The following is a 16,928-nucleotide window of genomic DNA, read 5'->3' as shown; positions in this document are numbered from 1 at the left end:
GTGGGTGGCAAAGCGATCAGCCCGGAGACGACGGACGTCTCCGGGCTGGAAATTGAGGCGGTTATCGCTTTCTCAGAACGATCTGACGCTCCTCCGGCACATCCTCCGTTTTCCAAGGCGGATTTTGTCGACGTTCCTCGTCGGTCATGCTCATGCGTCGAGCGGTATTCCGGGCTTCAACTTCGGTGGCAAGTCGCCAGCGTTCATCCTCTGTCAGCTCCGAAACGTTGCAATACCGGATCTCAGGCATAGTCGGACCTCCTGTTGTCTCCTACCTATAGGCGCTGAGTCGAATTTTGCGGCGAGCCGCCCCGCCCGCTGAGGAAAAGGCAATAAGAACAAAACGTGATTGACCTGTGGAGAACAAATCATGTACATATGTCCTGAATTGAAGCTGCGGCGCGCTTGCCATATTGAAGGACACAGACGATGGACCGATCGGATTTGACGGTGCTCGAAGGGGGCAAAATGGACAAAAAGCAGGCGCTAGAGCAGGCACTCGCACAGATCGACAAGCTGCACGGCAAAGGGTCGATTATGCGCCTCGGCGCCAATGATAAAATGGATGTCGAGGCCATATCGACCGGCTCGCTCGGGCTCGATATCGCGCTGGGAATCGGCGGCTTGCCCAAGGGCCGGGTCATCGAGATCTATGGGCCGGAATCGTCCGGCAAGACCACGTTGACGCTGCACGTCATCGCCGAAGCGCAGAAAAAGGGCGGCATTTGCGCATTCGTTGACGCTGAGCATGCGCTTGATCCGTCCTACGCAAAGAAGCTCGGCGTCAAAATCGAAGACCTTCTGATCTCGCAGCCCGATACGGGTGAGCAGGCGCTGGAAATCGCCGACACGCTCGTGCGATCTGGCGCGATTGACGTTCTGGTGGTCGATTCCGTCGCCGCACTGACGCCGAAAGCAGAGCTCGAAGGCGAAATGGGCGACATGCAACCCGGCATGCAGGCCCGCCTGATGAGTAAGGCGCTCCGCAAGCTGACGGGTTCGATTTCGAAGTCGAACTGCATGGTGATCTTCATCAATCAGATCCGCATGAAGATCGGCATCATGTTCGGGAACCCGGAAACGACGACAGGCGGCAACGCGCTCAAGTTCTACGCGTCCGTCCGGCTTGATATCCGCCGTATCGGCCAGATCAAGGAGCGCGAGGAATCCGTCGGCAACCAGACGCGCGTCAAGGTCGTGAAGAACAAGGTCGCCCCGCCGTTCAAGCAGGTTGAATTCGACATCATGTATGGCGAAGGCATCTCGAAGGTTGGCGAATTGCTTGATCTTGGCGTCAAGGCGGGCATCGTCGAGAAGTCAGGCGCATGGCTGTCGTACAATGGCGACCGCATCGGCCAGGGCCGCGAGAATGCCAAGACCTACCTGAAGGAAAACCCGAAGGCGGCAGCCGAGATCGAGCACGCCATCCGCGCCAACGCCGGCCTCATCGTCGAAAAGATGCTGGCGACCCCAGAAGCCGGCGAAGACGATGGCGAGGAGCCGGACGAGGACGGCGTGTTGCCGGACGACGACAGCGGCAAGAAGATCGCAAAGGGAAAGCGCTAACCGTCTAAGCGCGGCAAACCCGCTTTTCCTTTGGGCCGCGACAGGCTGCGACAATGGTCTCTGCCTCGGGCCGGGCCATCCCCATGAATGCCCGTCGCCGTTTCTGGACACCTTACAAGGCCGCCGCTACAACGGCGGCCTTGATCCGTTCCGGACACGTCGGACGAAAGATCACGTCCCGAAAAGGCTCGAAAGCACCACATGGCTGGCGTCAGCGAAATCCGTTCCTCGTTTCTCAACTACTTCGGCAAAGAGGCACACGAGGTCGTGCCGTCGTCGTCGCTCGTACCGCGCAACGACCCGACGCTGATGTTCACGAACGCCGGCATGGTGCAGTTCAAGAACGTGTTCACCGGCCAGGAAACGCGCAGTATCCCGCGCGCCGCATCCTCACAGAAGTGCGTCCGTGCGGGCGGCAAGCACAACGATCTCGATAACGTCGGCTACACGGCGCGCCACCACACGTTCTTCGAGATGCTCGGCAATTTCTCGTTCGGTGACTACTTCAAGGACCGCGCGATCGAACTCGCGTGGAACCTGCTGACGAAAGACTTCGGCCTCGACAAGAACCGCCTGCTCGTCACCGTCTATCACACGGACGACGACGCATTCGCGATCTGGAAGAAGGTTGCGGGTCTCCCGGATTCGAAAATCATCCGCATCCCGACGAGCGACAATTTCTGGCAGATGGGCGATACGGGCCCATGCGGTCCATGCTCGGAAATCTTTTTCGACCACGGCGACAAGATCGCGGGCGGCCCGCCAGGATCGCCGGATTCTGAGGGCGACCGCTTCACCGAGATCTGGAATCTCGTCTTCATGCAGTTCGAGCAGCGCGCGCCAGGTGATCGTGTCGATCTTCCGCGCCCCTCGATCGATACGGGCATGGGCCTCGAACGCATCGCGGCGGTTCTGCAAGGCAAGCACGACAACTACGATATCGATCTTTTCGCGAACCTCATTCAGGCGATCCGTCAGGAAGCAGCGAAAGCTGGCGCACCGGACTCGGGCGGCGATGTCGGGCCTGATTTCGTCCGCGTCGCGCGCCGCGTCATCGCCGATCATCTGCGCTCCACGAGCTTCCTGATTGCCGACGGCGTGCTGCCGTCGAACGAGGGTCGCGGCTACGTGCTCCGCCGCATCATGCGCCGCGCAATGCGTTACGCGCACCAGATCGGCTGTCACGATCCGCTGATGCACGCACTGGTTCCCGCACTCGTGCGCGAAATGGGTGACGCCTATCCGGAACTCGTCAATGCACAGCCGCTCATCACCGAGACGCTCAAGCTCGAAGAGACGAAGTTCAAGAAGACGCTGGACCACGGCCTGAAGCTGCTGGGTGAAAGCTCGGCCGACATGAAGTCGGGCGCTGTGTTCCCCGGCGACGTCGCGTTCAAGCTCTATGATACGTTCGGCTTTCCGCTCGATCTGACGGAAGACGCGCTGAAACCGCGCGGCATCTCAGTTGACACCGCCGCTTTCGAAACGGCGATGAAAAAGCAGAAAGACGCCGCGCGCGCCGCATGGAAAGGTTCAGGCGAAGCCGCGACGGAAAGCCTTTGGTTCGAAATCCGCGACAAGACGGGCGCGACCGAGTTCCTCGGCTACGACACGGAAACGGCCGAAGGAATTGTCACGGCGCTGGTCGCAGGCGGCAAGGAAGTCGCGAAGCTGTCGGCTGGTGAAGAAGGCGCGCTGGTGCTGAACCAGACGCCGTTCTACGGCGAAAGCGGCGGCCAGGTCGGCGACGCAGGCATCATTAAAGGCCCGAACGGCGCGCGTTTCCGCGTGACCGATACGCAGAAAAAACTCGGCGATCTGTTCGTGCATCGGGGTGTGGTCGAAGCGGGCAGCTTCGTTGCCGGTAACGCGGTTGAGCTTGAGGTCGATCACGCGCGGCGGTCCGCAACGCGAGCGAACCATTCCGCAACTCACCTTTTGCACGAAGCGTTGCGTCAGGTGCTCGGCACGCATGTCGCGCAAAAGGGCTCGCTCGTCTCGCCCGAACGGCTGCGGTTCGACTTTTCACACACCAAGCCGATGACGGCCGAAGAGGTGAAGTCGGTCGAAGACATGGCCAACGCCGTGCTGATCGAAAACACGCCCGTCGTAACGCGGCTGATGGCGCTCGATGAAGCGCGCGCGTCTGGTGCGATGGCGCTCTTCGGCGAAAAGTACGGCGACGAAGTTCGCGTCGTGTCGATGGGCAAGATGCAGCCGGGCGCAAACAAGGCCTGGTCGGTCGAGTTGTGCGGCGGCACGCATGTTGCGCGTACGGGCGATATCGGCCTCGTGCGCATCGTCGGCGAGAGCGCGAGCGCCGCTGGCGTCCGCCGCATCGAAGCGCTGACGGGTGAGGGCGCGCGCAGCTACCTCGACACTCAGGATCAGCGCGTGAAGGACGCGGCGAGCCTGTTAAAAACCCGGCCGGACGACCTCGTTGAACGGATCCGGGCACTGGTGGACGAAAGAAAGACTCTCGAAAAGCAGCTCGCAGATGCAAAAAAACAAATCGCGCTGGGCAGCAACGCGGGCGGCGCATCGGCAGCCGCGAATGGCGACTCCGCTATCCGAAATATCGGCTCGGTGAAACTTCTCGCGCGCACAGTGCAGGGATTGAACCCGAAAGATCTGCGCGGCCTGATCGACGACGGCAAGAAGCAGGTCGGCTCGGGCATTGTCGCCGTTGTCGGCGTGACGGAAGACGGCAAGGCCGGCCTGGCCGTCGGTGTTACGGCGGATCTCATTCCGGCGTGGAGCGCGGTCGATCTGGTCAAGGCGGGTGCGGAAGCGCTGGGTGGCAAAGGCGGCGGAGGCCGTCCCGACATGGCGCAGGCGGGGGGACCCGACGGTGCCAAGGCGGACGATGCCCTGAAAGCCATCGAAGCGTGCCTGTCGAGCTGACCGCCGCGTTTCGGGGGCAGAGCAGCGTTCGGTACGCATTGCCATTAATTTATCTAGGCATTTTCCTGGTTCGGTCGGGAAAAAACGGTATATAGGCCCTTTCGCAAGCGGAGGTTGCCTAGCCCATGGTTCGCATTCGTTCTCTCAGCCTTGCCGCGCTCGTATGCCTGTCTGTTCCGGCAGCGGCGAATGAGTCGCTCGTGAAGCCCGCGCCGACGCCGATGCCCACCGCCGGGCCAACCGTTTCCGCCGCCGAAGCATTTTGCGGCGACCCCTCTGGCAGCGCCGAGGACCTCATCAATCGCTACTCGACCAAGGCGGGCCTGAAAGAGGTCTACAAGAGCGACCAGTATGTGGCCTACAGCGACGACGAGAAGAACAGCACGGTGATGTACACCTTCACCGCGAAGGGCAATCCGGCGTTCCCCGCAGCCGTATGCCGCAAGCCCATCCATAAGGGCGATAATCTCGTGATCACGATGTCGATCGTCTGCGACGGAGAAGCGGAAGCCTGCAACAAGCTGCGCAATGACTTCAACGTCATGACGGCCAAGATGCAGGCCGAGGTGGATCAAAAGATCAAGTCGCACAATTAAGTCGCGCCGGAGGGTGACATAAGGCCCTTCAGAAAGCGCCGATCCGGCTTGACGGGCCGTTGCGCTTCACGTATTCCGGCCGGGTGACTGCGGGCGCTTCGGCGCCCGTGACTTTCTGGATTGCGGGAGTAGCTCAGTTGGTTAGAGCGCCGCCCTGTCACGGCGGAGGCCGCGGGTTCAAGTCCCGTCTCTCGCGCCAATCCATCGAAAAAATCAGCAAATCTTTATCGTAGCCGCGGACAACTGGTCCGCGCGCTGGCCGGTGCGTAAGCACCCGCCGACTGGCCTCTCCGCCATAGTCTACCGGACGGAAGAACCGTTACGGGTGAATGTAGAGATATGACCGCTGCTGCAAGCGGATCAGCTCGGCGACACCGCTCGGCACGAGGTCTGTTTCCTTCACGCCGTATAGGTGCTTCCAATCGAGGTTTCGTTCGGCAAGCGTATTTTTGCAGATGAGAAACTGCACGCCTTTGCTGCGGAGTTCATCGATCTTGTCCGCAAACGTCTTGTCGGTCTCTGCAAGCTGAAAAAGCGTAACGCCGTTGCCGTGGTTCACAACCTTGATGTCGATGTGTCCCTGCCCAACGGCTTCGATATGATTCTGGATATTCTTCAGCAGCGATTTGAAATACGCCGGACTGTCCTGGCCCCGGCCGTTATTATGGTAGAGGGCCTTCTGATCTTGGTAGGGTCTTGATACGGGCGCCGGTTCATTCGCATGCGCGGTGCCGATGAGCGCAGAGAGCGCAATCGCAAGAGCGGTGACATAATAAAGAAGCTGTTTCGTCGGCATTATCGTTCCTTGTGTTCGTGGCACGAAGCGAAGACGGATCGAGACGGACCGTCCGGTGGGGCCGAGTAACCGGGAGGGACATCGCGGTTATGCATCATGGCTAATATCCCAATACCTCCATCCTCCAAAGTGGAACGGGATCGCTAAAAGCTTAGAGGTGACGGAAATCCTTCATTTGCCAGCAGTTGAAGGTTTTGTCCTGGCCCGGTAGATTGCGTTCATTCTGCATTAGACGCTGCGTTCGAAATCGCATTTCATTTCTGTATCGCCTGACGTCCGGTTGCTCGCACTGAGATGTGTCGGAGATGACCGTCTTTTCGCTACGGCAGCCCACTCAACGCTACGCCCATGCTCGGCAGATAATGAGGTCATCAATGGAACTCTCTGAAGTTCGCCCTACGCCCATCGCGGTTGGCACGATGATTCACGCGCTCGCGGAAAACTGGTGGCTTATTCTTCTGCGCGGGCTCTGCGCCATCGCGTTCGGCATCCTGGCCCTCGTCTGGCCCGGCGTAACCGTCATGACGCTCGTCATCATGTATGGCGCCTTCGCGCTCGCAGACGGAATTCTCGCGTTGATTGCCGCCGTCAAGGGCGGCGCACCGGCGCCACGCTGGTGGTTGGCATTGGTCGGGCTGATTGGCATCGCCGCGGGTGCGATGACGTTCCTCTGGCCGGGCATCACGGCACTGATCCTGCTGCTTCTCATCGCGTCCTGGTCGATCGTCTCCGGCATTTTCCAGATCATCGGCGCCATCCGCCTGCGCAAGGAAATCGAGGGCGAATGGCTTCTGATCGCGTCGGGCGTCATATCGGTGCTGTTCGGCATCCTTCTGATACTTCGACCGGAGGCTGGCGCATTGGCGCTGATATCGGTCATCGGCGCCTTCGCGATCGTCTATGGCGCGCTGATCGTCGGCTTCTCGCTTCGCCTGCGCCGCCATCTCGGACAAGGCGGCCAGCCTGGTCGCGGCGGATCCGTTCCGGCCTGATCGCTCGTCTGGAGAAATGGAGGAAGGGTGCGACCTCTTCAAAGAGAGCGTGACCTTTCCTGCAGTTGCGCCGTAGTACGTCCTAGGCTAACACCGAAAGACACGGCGTGCGCGGCGCGCTGCAACTGAGTCGGTCCCTTCCAGGGCGCATGTTCACCGGACGAGACGCGATGATCGATCTAGCCTCTCACTACCTGCCTATCGTGATGTTCATCGGCGTCGCGCTGGTGATCGCGGCGGCCCTGATGATTGCGCCGTTTCTCGTGGCGATCCGCAATCCGGACCCCGAGAAGGTGTCCGCCTACGAATGCGGCTTCAATGCTTTCGACGACGCGCGCATGAAGTTCGAGGTGCGTTTCTACCTCGTATCGATCCTCTTCATAATTTTTGATCTTGAGATTGCCTTCCTCTTTCCTTGGGCCGTTGCCTTCAAGGAAATTGGGGTATTCGGCTTCTGGTCGATGATGGTGTTCCTCGGCCTTCTCACGATCGGCTTCATCTACGAATGGAAGAAGGGAGCACTCGAATGGGAGTGATCCGCACGAGCGACCGCATGGCGGCCGCCGCCCCTGGCACATCGCTGGTTCGGGGCGCAGCGCCAGACCCGTTTTTCGCTGACGTTTCCAATGAACTCGCCGACAAGGGGTTCATCGTCACGACGACGGACGACCTCATCAACTGGGCGCGTACGGGCTCGCTGATGTGGATGACGTTCGGCCTTGCGTGCTGCGCCGTCGAGATGATGCAGGCATCCATGCCGCGTTACGATCTCGAGCGCTTCGGCTTTGCGCCGCGCGCTTCGCCCCGCCAGTCGGACGTGATGATCGTCGCCGGTACGCTCACGAACAAGATGGCCCCCGCGCTGCGCAAGGTCTACGACCAGATGCCGGAGCCGCGTTACGTCATCTCGATGGGAAGCTGCGCCAACGGCGGCGGCTACTACCATTATTCATACGCTGTCGTTCGCGGTTGCGATCGCATCGTGCCCGTCGACATTTATGTTCCCGGCTGCCCGCCGACGGCTGAAGCGCTCGTTTATGGCGTGCTGTTGCTACAACGCAAAATCCGTCGAACAGGTACAATCGAACGCTAAGTTCGTCCGCGGAGGCCAAGTGCTCCATCGGTTATTCGCCATTGTTGGAAGTTTATTGGGGGCTGCCGGTGCTATGAGCGTGCCGGCGATCGCCCATGCTGACGACGCACCGAACCTGGTCGGCACCTGGAAGGGCAAAACCGATTCGATCGGCGATATCTTCGGCCTGAGAACGCGCGACCGGATCGTCCACATCAGCGAGCAAACCGATCGCCGCTTTCGCGGGTACTTCGTCTACGAGGATGGCCGAAAGGATTTTTTCGGCATCGTCTATCCCGATAACACGTCATTCGCCTGGGTGTCGCCAACGAGCAAAGGCACCACGCACGGCCGCATCCTCGGCCCCGATCATGTCGCTGCCTGCTATGTCGAAGCTGGCCCCGAAGCGACGGCGGGGTGCTCCGACTTGACCCGAACAGATAAGAAGCCATAGCCGCCATGACCCAGTTCGATCCCGCTGTGCTTGCAAATCACGCTGCCGCTTTACTCGGCCCGGCCGTTGTCGCGACGTCGACGACCCGCGGAGAGGTGACGATCACCGTGACGTGCGAGTCTATCGTCGAAACGCTGACGGCTCTGCGCGACGATCCCAAATGCCTCTTCGAAGTTCTGATCGACATTTGCGGCGTCGATTACCCGGAGCGGGCTGAGCGCTTCGAAGTTGTCTACCATCTGCTGTCGCCGCGTTTGAATCACCGCATCCGCATCAAACTTTCGACGAGCGAGACGAAGCCCGTCGCCAGCGTCAATGACGTCTTTCCGGCGGCCAACTGGTACGAACGCGAAGCCTACGATCTTTATGGCATCCGCTTCACCGGGCATCCCGATCTTCGCCGGTTGCTGACGGATTACGGCTTCCAGGGTTATCCGCTGCGTAAGGACTTCCCGCTCACCGGCTATGTCGAGGTGCGCTACGACGATGAGAAAAAGCGCGTCGTCTATGAGCCCGTAAAACTCACTCAGGAATTCCGCGACTTCGATTTCGAAAGTCCCTGGGAGGGACCGAACTACGTGCTGCCGGGTGACGAGAAGGCGCCGCGGACTTCCTGACACGCGTTGTTAAGGCGAACCGCGGACTCTGCGATTTGCTGCCGTCCTGAAATCTTCGGCAACCGGACAGGAAGATGGATTTTGAGACGAATGCCGTCATTTCAGTCGCGTTGTTCGCTACCGCCTTTGCGCTCGACTGGCCGCGCGCGCTTGCAGGCCTGATCTTCGGCGCGATCAGCCGCTTTCTGCCCTATGCTACGATCTTCGTACCCATCGGGGTGATCGCAATCGCGGCCACCGGAGAGTTCATCTATCCATGGATTGGCCGCACGTCGGAGCCGAGCTTCGGATCTTTCGTGCTTGGCTTGTTTTCGGTCGCTGCCACGGCATCCAATCTTTATATTACGATGCGAAATCTGAAAGACAGGCTGTGAGGTTCTCGTGAAACCGTCGCTCCAGGTCGGAGACAAGACGCAGTTTTCGTTCCGCATCCCCGCAACGAAGACGGTGCCGCACCTCTATCCCGAGGCGCGAGAGTTTCAGCTCATGCCGACCGTTTTTGCCACCGGCTTCATGGTTGGCCTTATGGAGTGGACGTGCCTTCACATCCTGGCGCCGCACCTCGAAGAAAATGAAGGATCGCTCGGCGTTCACATTAACGTCTCGCACATCGCCGCAACGGTTCCGGGTCAAACGGCGACAGTTGACGCCGAATGCACCGCGATCGACGGTCGCCGCGTGTCTTTCCGCGTTAGAGCACATGACGGCATTGATCTGATTGGCGAGGGCGAGCATCAGCGAGTGATTGTCGACTGGACCAAATTCGAGCAGCGCGTAAACGACAAAGCCCGCCGCGCTCGCCTCTCACCCATCAGCCGCAACGCAGGCTAAAGGGAATCGACGCCGATGACGGTCGTTGCGCACCAAGGCCCGATTGCGTTCACTGGGGCGCAGCATATCCAGCCCTACGCATTGGCCGAGAGCATCGACCGAGCCTATTTCCAGTTCTTCAAGTCGACGCTTTTCACCAAAATCGAGGGTAACAACCGCGATTCATCGCGGCTGGACGCATCGCCGAAGGTGACAAGCCTGCACGGGTCGAGGAAAACGTTACCGACGACAAGCTGCCCTATTACGAATTTGCCGACGAAACGCATAAGATGACGGGTGCCGAATTCTTCGCGCATATACCAGCGAGGGAAATGCCGACTAACGCCGGCACCGATCGAGGATAAAATGGCCGAGACCGAAATTCGCAACTTTAATATCAACTTCGGACCGCAGCATCCGGCAGCGCACGGCGTGTTGCGCCTGGTGCTGGAGCTCGACGGTGAAGTCGTGGAGCGCGTCGATCCCCATATCGGCCTCCTGCACCGCGGCACCGAAAAGCTGATCGAACATAAAACCTACATGCAGGCGATCGGTTACTTCGACCGGCTCGACTACGTCGCGCCGATGAATCAGGAACACGCATTTTGTCTCGCGGCAGAACGTCTCTTGAACCTGCAGGTACCGCGACGTGCGCAGATCATCCGCGTGCTGTATTCCGAAATTGGTCGTCAGCTCTCGCATCTGTTGAACGTCACGACCCAGGCCATGGACGTTGGCGCGTTGACGCCGCCGCTCTGGGGCTTCGAAGAGCGCGAAAAGCTGATGGTGTTCTATGAGCGTGCATCGGGTTCGCGCATGCACGCCAAATATTTCCGCATGGGCGGCGTTCACCAGGATCTTCCGGAAAAGCTGATCGACGACATTTATGCGTGGTGCGATCCCTTCCTGAAGGTCGTTGACGACATCGACGAACTTCTGACCGAAAACCGCATCTTCAAGCAGCGCAACGTCGACATCGGCGTCATATCTCTCGAAGACGCGTTCGCGTGGGGCTTCTCGGGCGTGATGGTTCGTGGCTCCGGCGCCGCGTGGGACTTGCGAAAAGCGCAGCCCTACGAGTGCTACGACGAACTCGACTTCGACATTCCCATCGGCAAGAACGGCGATTGCTACGATCGCTATCTGATCCGCATGCAGGAAATGCGCGAATCCACGAAGCTGATGAAACAGTGTTGCGAGCTGCTGAAGTCAGCCAGCGGGCAAGGACCGCATGTTGCCGACAACAAAAAGATCGTGCCCCCGAAGCGTGCAGAGATGAAGCGTTCGATGGAAGCGCTGATCCATCACTTCAAGCTGTACACTGAAGGTTTCCATGTTCCGCCCGGCGAAGTCTACGCGGCCGTCGAAGCACCGAAAGGTGAGTTTGGCGTCTACCTCGTCGCCGATGGATCGAACAAACCCTATCGGTGCAAGATCCGCGCGCCGGGCTTCCCGCATCTTGCAGCGATGGACTTCATGAACCGCGGACACATGCTGTCCGACGTCTCGGCCATCATTGGATCGCTCGACATCGTCTTCGGAGAAATTGACCGCTAGCAAAGGTTTTTCTTACCGGCCGGAACTTTTATACCAAAGGCCTAGAGCGAACATTTGTGGCGGCTAGCCAACGCCACAACCCTCTGGCAAAAGCAGGTTTCGTCTTTCGTCTTTCGTCCTGTAGCACCTGGAAGGTGGCCGCGTATGATCCCTTATGCAACGCCCGTCGTAGATAACCTCTTTCTGCTTGCTGTCGCGGCCTTCGGTTGGGGATTGAGCCTTGCAACGTATCGGTTGTTCGCTCAGTCGCGCGCCTGGCCGATGGGAGCATTGCAGGCGGATGCGCCGTTCATTCCGGTACTGATTGGATTGGCCGGTCTCTTTGCTGGGCTGATCTTCGCGACGGCACGCGGCGCCGACGACGGCGGCTGGGTCATCATCGCATTCGGCGTTCTGCTGGCGATGATCTGGACAGGGATACTCCGTGTCGCGTCCCAACTCGCTCTGATCCTCGCGCCCATCGCGACGTTTCTTTTGCTGCTTGGTTGGCTCGCCGTTCCACTTGGATATTCGGAGCGGCGCTGGGCAACGGAACGCCCTTCAGAAACGCTCGAGCGGCGGGGCATTTTGAATCCATCTCCCACTGTCGATCCGCACACGCCCACCGCACCGAACCCATGAGTTGCGAGCAGCAATTGTCGTCGTTTCAATCTCGCCGCTTTTCGTCGCACCTGATCTAAAACGCAATTTGTTGGAGGCAACGAGCGATGCGCGACACAAGTCTTTGTGTCGAGGGCACGTTGCCTCTACTGGACCGTACTCAAGCTCGCAGTCTAAAGTAGTTCAAGAGTCGGCGTGAATTATCGGACGTGAGTTGGACCCGAATACCTTGGGAACACTCTGCTCCAGCGCCGCGCGAAGATGTTACCGGGAGCCATTGATGGCCGTTCGCAGATTGTGTCCCGACCAGCCCGCTGAGTTTGCATTCACGGCGGAAAATATGGTGTGGGCGCGTGAGACGATCGCGAAGTATCCGCCGGGGAAGCAGGCGTCCGCGATCCTGCTGCTGCTTTGGCGCGCGCAGGAGCAGGCGGGCGGCTGGCTGCCGGAGCCTGCCATTCGCGCGGTTTGTGACATGCTCGACATGGCCTACATTCGCGGCATCGAGATCGCGACCTTCTACACAATGTTCCAGCTCTCGCCCGTGGGAACGACTGCGCACCTGCAGGTTTGCGGAACGACACCGTGCATGCTGCGCGGTTCGCGCGACCTGGTCGCCGTCTGCCAGTCCCGCATTGGTCCGCATGCGCATATACCGAATGCGGACGGTTCGCTGTCCTGGGAAGAGGTCGAGTGTATCGGCGTCTGCGCAAACGCCCCGGTCGTGCAGATCGGCAAGGATACCTACGAAGACCTGACGCCTGAGCGTCTTGAAGCCATCATCAATGAGTTCGAAGCCGGGCGCACGCCGAAGCCGGGCTCGCAAACCGGCCGCACGGCATCCGCGCCCGCAACCGGTCCGACAACGCTGAGCGACAAAACGCTTTATGACGGTTCGACGATCGGCGCATGGCGAAAGCGCTTCGAAGAAACGGAAGGCGCGTCCGACGACGCTGCCAAGGAAACGCAGCCCGCGTCAGCGCTCGCATCTCCCGCGCACAAGGCAGCAGTAGAGCAGGGCACGTCGCCATCGTCTCCCGACAAGACAGCGAGCGCCGCACCGATCCATCCGGCGGCCCTAACGGCAATGGCGAATGCAGGTCTCGTCAAGGAACTCAACGAGCGCGGTGACGGCAAGGCATTGTCATCCGGCGAACTCGACCGGCTGAAATCAGACTTCATCCGCGACCGCGCGATCGCGGCCGCCCGTGCAGCGGCTGCGAAGCCCGAACTTTTGACCGAGCCGCGTGACGGCAAAGCCGACGATCTGTCTTTGATCTGGGGCGTCGCCGATAAGATGGTCGAAAAGCTGAATGAGATTGGCGTCTGGCATTTCGATCAGATCGCACGTTGGACGCCCGAAGACGTCGCTTGGTTTGAAGCCCGGCTCGAAGGATTTAAGGGCCGCGTTACGCGGGACAAATGGACCGAGCAGGCGGCAAAGCTTGCGTCGGGATGGCGTCCCGAAAACAAGGCCGGTGAAAGGCCGAAGGACTAACGCGCATGCTCCAGGATCGCGATCGCATCTTTCGCAACATCTACGGCCTTCACGACACGAGTCTGAAAGGCGCGAAGAGTCGTGGCGTGTGGGACGGCACGAAGTTCTTCATCGATAAAGGGCACGACTTCATCATCGACGAGGTGAAGAAGTCCGGTCTTCGCGGGCGCGGAGGCGCGGGCTTTCCTACGGGGCTCAAATGGTCGTTCATGCCGAAGGCCGATTCCCGTCCGAGCTATCTCGTCATCAATGCCGACGAATCCGAACCCGGCTCCTGCAAGGATCGCGAGATCCTTCGTCACGACGCTCACCTGCTGGTCGAGGGCGCGCTGCTGGCCGCCTTCGCGATGCGTGCGCACGTCAGCTACATTTACGTTCGCGGCGAATTCATCCGTGAGCGCGAAGCGCTTCAGCGCGCGGTGGACGAAGCCTACGAAGCGCGCCTGATCGGCAAGAACAACATTCACGGCTGGGATTTCGATCTTTACGTCCATCACGGAGCCGGCGCTTACATCTGCGGTGAAGAAACCGCGATGCTCGAAAGCCTCGAAGGCAAGAAGGGCCAGCCGCGTCTGAAGCCGCCGTTCCCCGCGAACGTCGGGCTCTATGGGGCACCGACCACGATCAACAACGTGGAAAGCATCGCCGTCGCTGGCGAAATTCTACGCCGCGGTGGCGCTTGGTTCGCGGCGCTCGGCCTGCCGAATAACACCGGCACGAAGCTGTTTCAGATCTCCGGTCACGTCGAAAACCCATGCGTCGTTGAAGAGGAAATGGGCATTCCGCTCAAGGAACTCATCGATAAGCATTGCGGTGGCATTCGCGGCGGCTGGGACAACCTGCTGGCGGTCATTCCGGGTGGATCGTCCGTTCGCTGCATCACGGCTGAGCAGGCCATGAACGTCACGATGGATTTTGACGCGCTCGGCAAACTCGGCTCCGGCCTTGGAACCGCGGCCGTCATCGTCATGGATAAATCGACGGACATCATCGCCGCGATCCGACGCATCGCTTACTTCTACAAACATGAAAGCTGCGGCCAGTGTACGCCGTGCCGCGAAGGTACGGGCTGGATGTGGCGCGTGCTTGAGCGCATGGAGCGCGGCGAGGCCGATAAGCGTGAAATCGATCTGCTGTTCGACGTGTCGAAGCAGGTTGAGGGTCACACCATCTGCGCGCTTGGCGACGCCGCGGCCTGGCCGGTGCAGGGTTTGATCCGCAGCTTCCGTCCCGTCATCGAAGCCCGCATCGACGCCTATCAGGCGAAGCACGCGCGCGTGGCAGCGGAGTGATTAAGATGGATCTGCGCAGCGTGCGAGAACTCAGTGTTTCGGTGGAAATGCTGGCCGCCTACAGGAAGGGCCAAGCCTGATGGCAAAACAACTTATCGTCGATGGCGTTGAGATCGAAGTCGAAGACGGCACGACGCTGATGCACGCCTGCGAAATGGCGGGCGCCGTCATTCCGCGCTTCTGCTATCACGAGCGCCTCTCGATCGCTGGTAACTGCCGCATGTGTCTGGTCGAGGTGCAGGGCTCTCCGAAGCCCATCGCCTCCTGCGCCATGCTGGTCAACGACCTGCCGCCGAACAAGGATGGCTCGCCCAAGGTTATCAGCACCACAACGCCGCTCGTCAAAAAAGCGCGCGAAGGCGTGATGGAATTCCTGCTCATCAATCATCCGCTCGATTGCCCGATTTGCGATCAGGGCGGCGAGTGCGATTTGCAGGATCAGGCCATGTCGTTCGGCATGGGCGGCTCTCGCTACCTCGAGAACAAGCGCGCCGTCGAAGAGAAATATATCGGCCCGCTCATCAAGACGATGATGACGCGCTGCATCCACTGCACGCGCTGCGTTCGTTACATGACCGAGGTCGCGGGCGTCGAAGAACTCGGCCTCATCGGCCGCGGCGAAGACGCCGAGATCACCACCTATCTCGAACGCGGCATTCATTCGGAAATGAGCGCCAACGCAGTCGATCTCTGCCCCGTCGGCGCGTTGACGCATCGCCCTTGGGCGTTCGCCGCACGACCCTGGGAAATGGACGCCGTCGAGACCATCGACGCGATGGACGCGCTCGGCTCTGCAATTTCCGTCGATACCCGCGGCGGCGCCGTCATGCGCATTCTTCCGCGCAACAACGACGCCGTGAACGAGGAATGGATTTCGGACAAGACCCGGCACGTTGCCGACGGCCTCAAAGTCCAGCGCCTCGATCAGCCCTACATTCGTCGCGATGGACGCCTCTATCCCGCGAGCTGGCCGGACGCTCTCGCCCTCGTTGCTGAGAAACTGAAGGCCGCAGCGCCCGATAAGATCGGCGCGATAGCCGGCGACCTCGCCGGTGCCGAAGAGATGTTCGCGCTCAAGGGCTTGCTCGGCAGCTTCGGCGCAACGTCGATCGATTGCCGACAGGCGGGCGACAAGCTGGATCCAAAGCTCGGCCGCGCCAGCTACGTTTTCAACTCTTCGATCGAAGGCATCGAGGAAGCGGACGCAATCCTGATCGTCGGCTCCAATCCGCGCATCGAAGCGACGGTGCTCAACGCGCGCATCCGTAAACGCTGGCGCACCCAGCCGACGAAAATTGCGCTGATCGGTCAGAAGGTCGATCTGACACTTCCGTACGATTATCTCGGCGCTGGACCCGACACACTCGCAGACGTCGCGAGTGGCAAGCATCCGTTTGCTGAAACACTGAAGGCCGCGAAACGGCCGATGGTGATCGTCGGCCAATCGGCATTTGCGCGCGAAGACGGCCTGGCAGTGCTTTCGCTCGCAGCGCGTCTCGTGCTCGCGATATCGAGCGGCAAGGACGCGGCTTGGAACGCGTTCAACGTGCTGCACACCGCGGCCGCGCGCGTCGCGGGTCTCGACCTCGGCTTCGTGCCCGGCAAGGGCGGCAAAGACACGGCCGGAATTCTCAGTGGCGGCATGGAATTCGTCTACCTGCTTGGCGCCGATGAATGCGATCTCTCGAATCTCGGTTCCGCGTTCGTCGTTTATCAGGGAAGCCACGGCGACAACGGTGCTGAGCGCGCTGACGTCATTCTGCCGGGCGCTGCGTACACAGAAAAAAGCGCGACCTACGTGAACACTGAAGGCCGCGCGCAGCAGACGTTCAAAGCGGCGTTCTCGCCGGGCAGTGCGAAAGAGGATTGGACGATCCTTCGCGCCCTCTCGGACCGCACAGGCAAAACGCTCCCCTACAACACGTTGCCGGAACTGCGCGCAGCGATGTATCGGGTCGCGCCGCAGCTCGCCGCGCTCGACGCTGTAGAAACGCGCGTCGTCTCAGGTTTGGAAACGCTGGCGAAGCTCTCCGGACAGCCAACGGCCGCGCCATTCGCGACTGCCATTCCGGACTTCTATTTGACGAACCCGATCGCGCGCGCGTCCGCCGTCATGGCAGGATTGAGCGCACTGCGGAGTTCACACGATCAAAAGCTCAACGCGGCGGAATAGG

At 60.2% G+C, this 16,928-nt stretch carries 17 protein-coding genes and 1 tRNA gene; 16 read left to right on the top strand and 2 right to left on the bottom strand.

Going from position 1 to position 16,928, the window contains the following annotated elements:
• Positions 1-61 precede the first annotated feature (61 nt).
• Positions 62-250: a hypothetical protein gene (locus DLM45_RS02860; RefSeq protein WP_181335486.1), complete on the bottom strand. Its 189-nt coding sequence runs from the start codon at positions 248-250 to the stop codon at positions 62-64.
• Between the two features lie 179 nt (positions 251-429).
• Between DLM45_RS02860 and recA the strand changes: the two genes are divergently transcribed.
• The 4 genes from recA to DLM45_RS02840 all read left to right on the top strand — a co-directional run bounded on the left by recA (position 430) and on the right by DLM45_RS02840 (position 5,265).
• Positions 430-1,566, top strand: a complete 1,137-nt coding sequence (recA, locus tag DLM45_RS02855; RefSeq protein ID WP_181335485.1) for a recombinase RecA — start codon at positions 430-432, stop codon at positions 1,564-1,566.
• 201 nt (positions 1,567-1,767) lie between these two features.
• Complete coding sequence (alaS, locus tag DLM45_RS02850) at positions 1,768-4,470, top strand: alanine--tRNA ligase (RefSeq protein ID WP_181335484.1); 2,703 nt, start codon at positions 1,768-1,770, stop codon at positions 4,468-4,470.
• Positions 4,471-4,595: 125 nt separating this feature from the next.
• On the top strand, positions 4,596-5,066 hold the full coding sequence (locus DLM45_RS02845) for a hypothetical protein (RefSeq protein ID WP_181335483.1): 471 nt from the start codon (positions 4,596-4,598) through the stop codon (positions 5,064-5,066).
• Positions 5,067-5,188: 122 nt separating this feature from the next.
• A tRNA-Asp gene (locus tag DLM45_RS02840) sits at positions 5,189-5,265 on the top strand.
• A 120-nt stretch (positions 5,266-5,385) separates the two neighbouring features.
• Here DLM45_RS02840 and DLM45_RS02835 read toward each other — a convergent pair.
• A complete protein-coding gene (locus DLM45_RS02835) occupies positions 5,386-5,862 on the bottom strand; it encodes a DsrE family protein (protein ID WP_181335482.1) in 477 nt (158 codons plus the stop codon).
• A gap of 374 nt (positions 5,863-6,236) precedes the next feature.
• On the opposite strand from DLM45_RS02835, the gene DLM45_RS02830 reads away from it, so the two are divergent.
• From DLM45_RS02830 to nuoG, 12 genes are all read left to right on the top strand, one after another.
• Positions 6,237-6,854, top strand: a complete 618-nt coding sequence (locus DLM45_RS02830) for an HdeD family acid-resistance protein (RefSeq protein ID WP_246317120.1) — start codon at positions 6,237-6,239, stop codon at positions 6,852-6,854.
• A 170-nt stretch (positions 6,855-7,024) separates the two neighbouring features.
• Entirely contained in the window at positions 7,025-7,390 is a 366-nt protein-coding gene (locus DLM45_RS02825) for an NADH-quinone oxidoreductase subunit A (RefSeq protein ID WP_181335480.1), read from the top strand.
• A gap of 17 nt (positions 7,391-7,407) precedes the next feature.
• Positions 7,408-7,947 (top strand): NuoB/complex I 20 kDa subunit family protein, encoded by a 540-nt coding sequence (locus tag DLM45_RS02820; RefSeq protein WP_246317513.1) that lies wholly within the window; start codon positions 7,408-7,410, stop codon positions 7,945-7,947.
• A 73-nt stretch (positions 7,948-8,020) separates the two neighbouring features.
• Positions 8,021-8,380 carry a hypothetical protein gene (locus DLM45_RS02815; protein WP_246317118.1) on the top strand — a complete coding sequence of 120 codons (360 nt, stop codon included), beginning with the start codon at positions 8,021-8,023 and terminating at the stop codon, positions 8,378-8,380.
• Positions 8,381-8,385: 5 nt separating this feature from the next.
• Positions 8,386-8,997 (top strand): NADH-quinone oxidoreductase subunit C, encoded by a 612-nt coding sequence (locus DLM45_RS02810; RefSeq protein ID WP_181335477.1) that lies wholly within the window; start codon positions 8,386-8,388, stop codon positions 8,995-8,997.
• A 74-nt stretch (positions 8,998-9,071) separates the two neighbouring features.
• Positions 9,072-9,371 carry a hypothetical protein gene (locus DLM45_RS02805; protein ID WP_181335476.1) on the top strand — a complete coding sequence of 100 codons (300 nt, stop codon included), beginning with the start codon at positions 9,072-9,074 and terminating at the stop codon, positions 9,369-9,371.
• A 7-nt stretch (positions 9,372-9,378) separates the two neighbouring features.
• Positions 9,379-9,828 carry a thioesterase family protein gene (locus DLM45_RS02800; RefSeq protein ID WP_181335475.1) on the top strand — a complete coding sequence of 150 codons (450 nt, stop codon included), beginning with the start codon at positions 9,379-9,381 and terminating at the stop codon, positions 9,826-9,828.
• Positions 9,829-10,173: 345 nt separating this feature from the next.
• Positions 10,174-11,364: an NADH-quinone oxidoreductase subunit D gene (locus DLM45_RS02795; protein ID WP_181335474.1), complete on the top strand. Its 1,191-nt coding sequence runs from the start codon at positions 10,174-10,176 to the stop codon at positions 11,362-11,364.
• Between the two features lie 144 nt (positions 11,365-11,508).
• Positions 11,509-11,985, top strand: coding sequence for a hypothetical protein (locus DLM45_RS02790; RefSeq protein WP_181335473.1), 477 nt, complete (start codon positions 11,509-11,511; stop codon positions 11,983-11,985).
• Between the two features lie 259 nt (positions 11,986-12,244).
• Positions 12,245-13,462, top strand: coding sequence for an NADH-quinone oxidoreductase subunit NuoE (gene nuoE, locus DLM45_RS02785; RefSeq protein ID WP_181335472.1), 1,218 nt, complete (start codon positions 12,245-12,247; stop codon positions 13,460-13,462).
• A gap of 5 nt (positions 13,463-13,467) precedes the next feature.
• The gene (nuoF, locus tag DLM45_RS02780) at positions 13,468-14,754 is read left to right on the top strand and encodes an NADH-quinone oxidoreductase subunit NuoF (protein ID WP_181335471.1); all 1,287 of its coding nucleotides are present in this window, start codon (positions 13,468-13,470) and stop codon (positions 14,752-14,754) included.
• 79 nt (positions 14,755-14,833) lie between these two features.
• Positions 14,834-16,927 (top strand): NADH-quinone oxidoreductase subunit NuoG, encoded by a 2,094-nt coding sequence (gene nuoG / locus DLM45_RS02775; protein WP_181335470.1) that lies wholly within the window; start codon positions 14,834-14,836, stop codon positions 16,925-16,927.
• Position 16,928 lies beyond the last annotated feature (1 nt).

Origin of the sequence: Hyphomicrobium methylovorum, assembly GCF_013626205.1 — a bacterium.
Lineage (GTDB): Bacteria > Pseudomonadota > Alphaproteobacteria > Rhizobiales > Hyphomicrobiaceae > Hyphomicrobium_B > Hyphomicrobium_B methylovorum.
The sequence above is the reverse complement of the archived record's forward strand: the minus strand, read 5'-3'. Positions and strand labels throughout refer to the sequence as shown.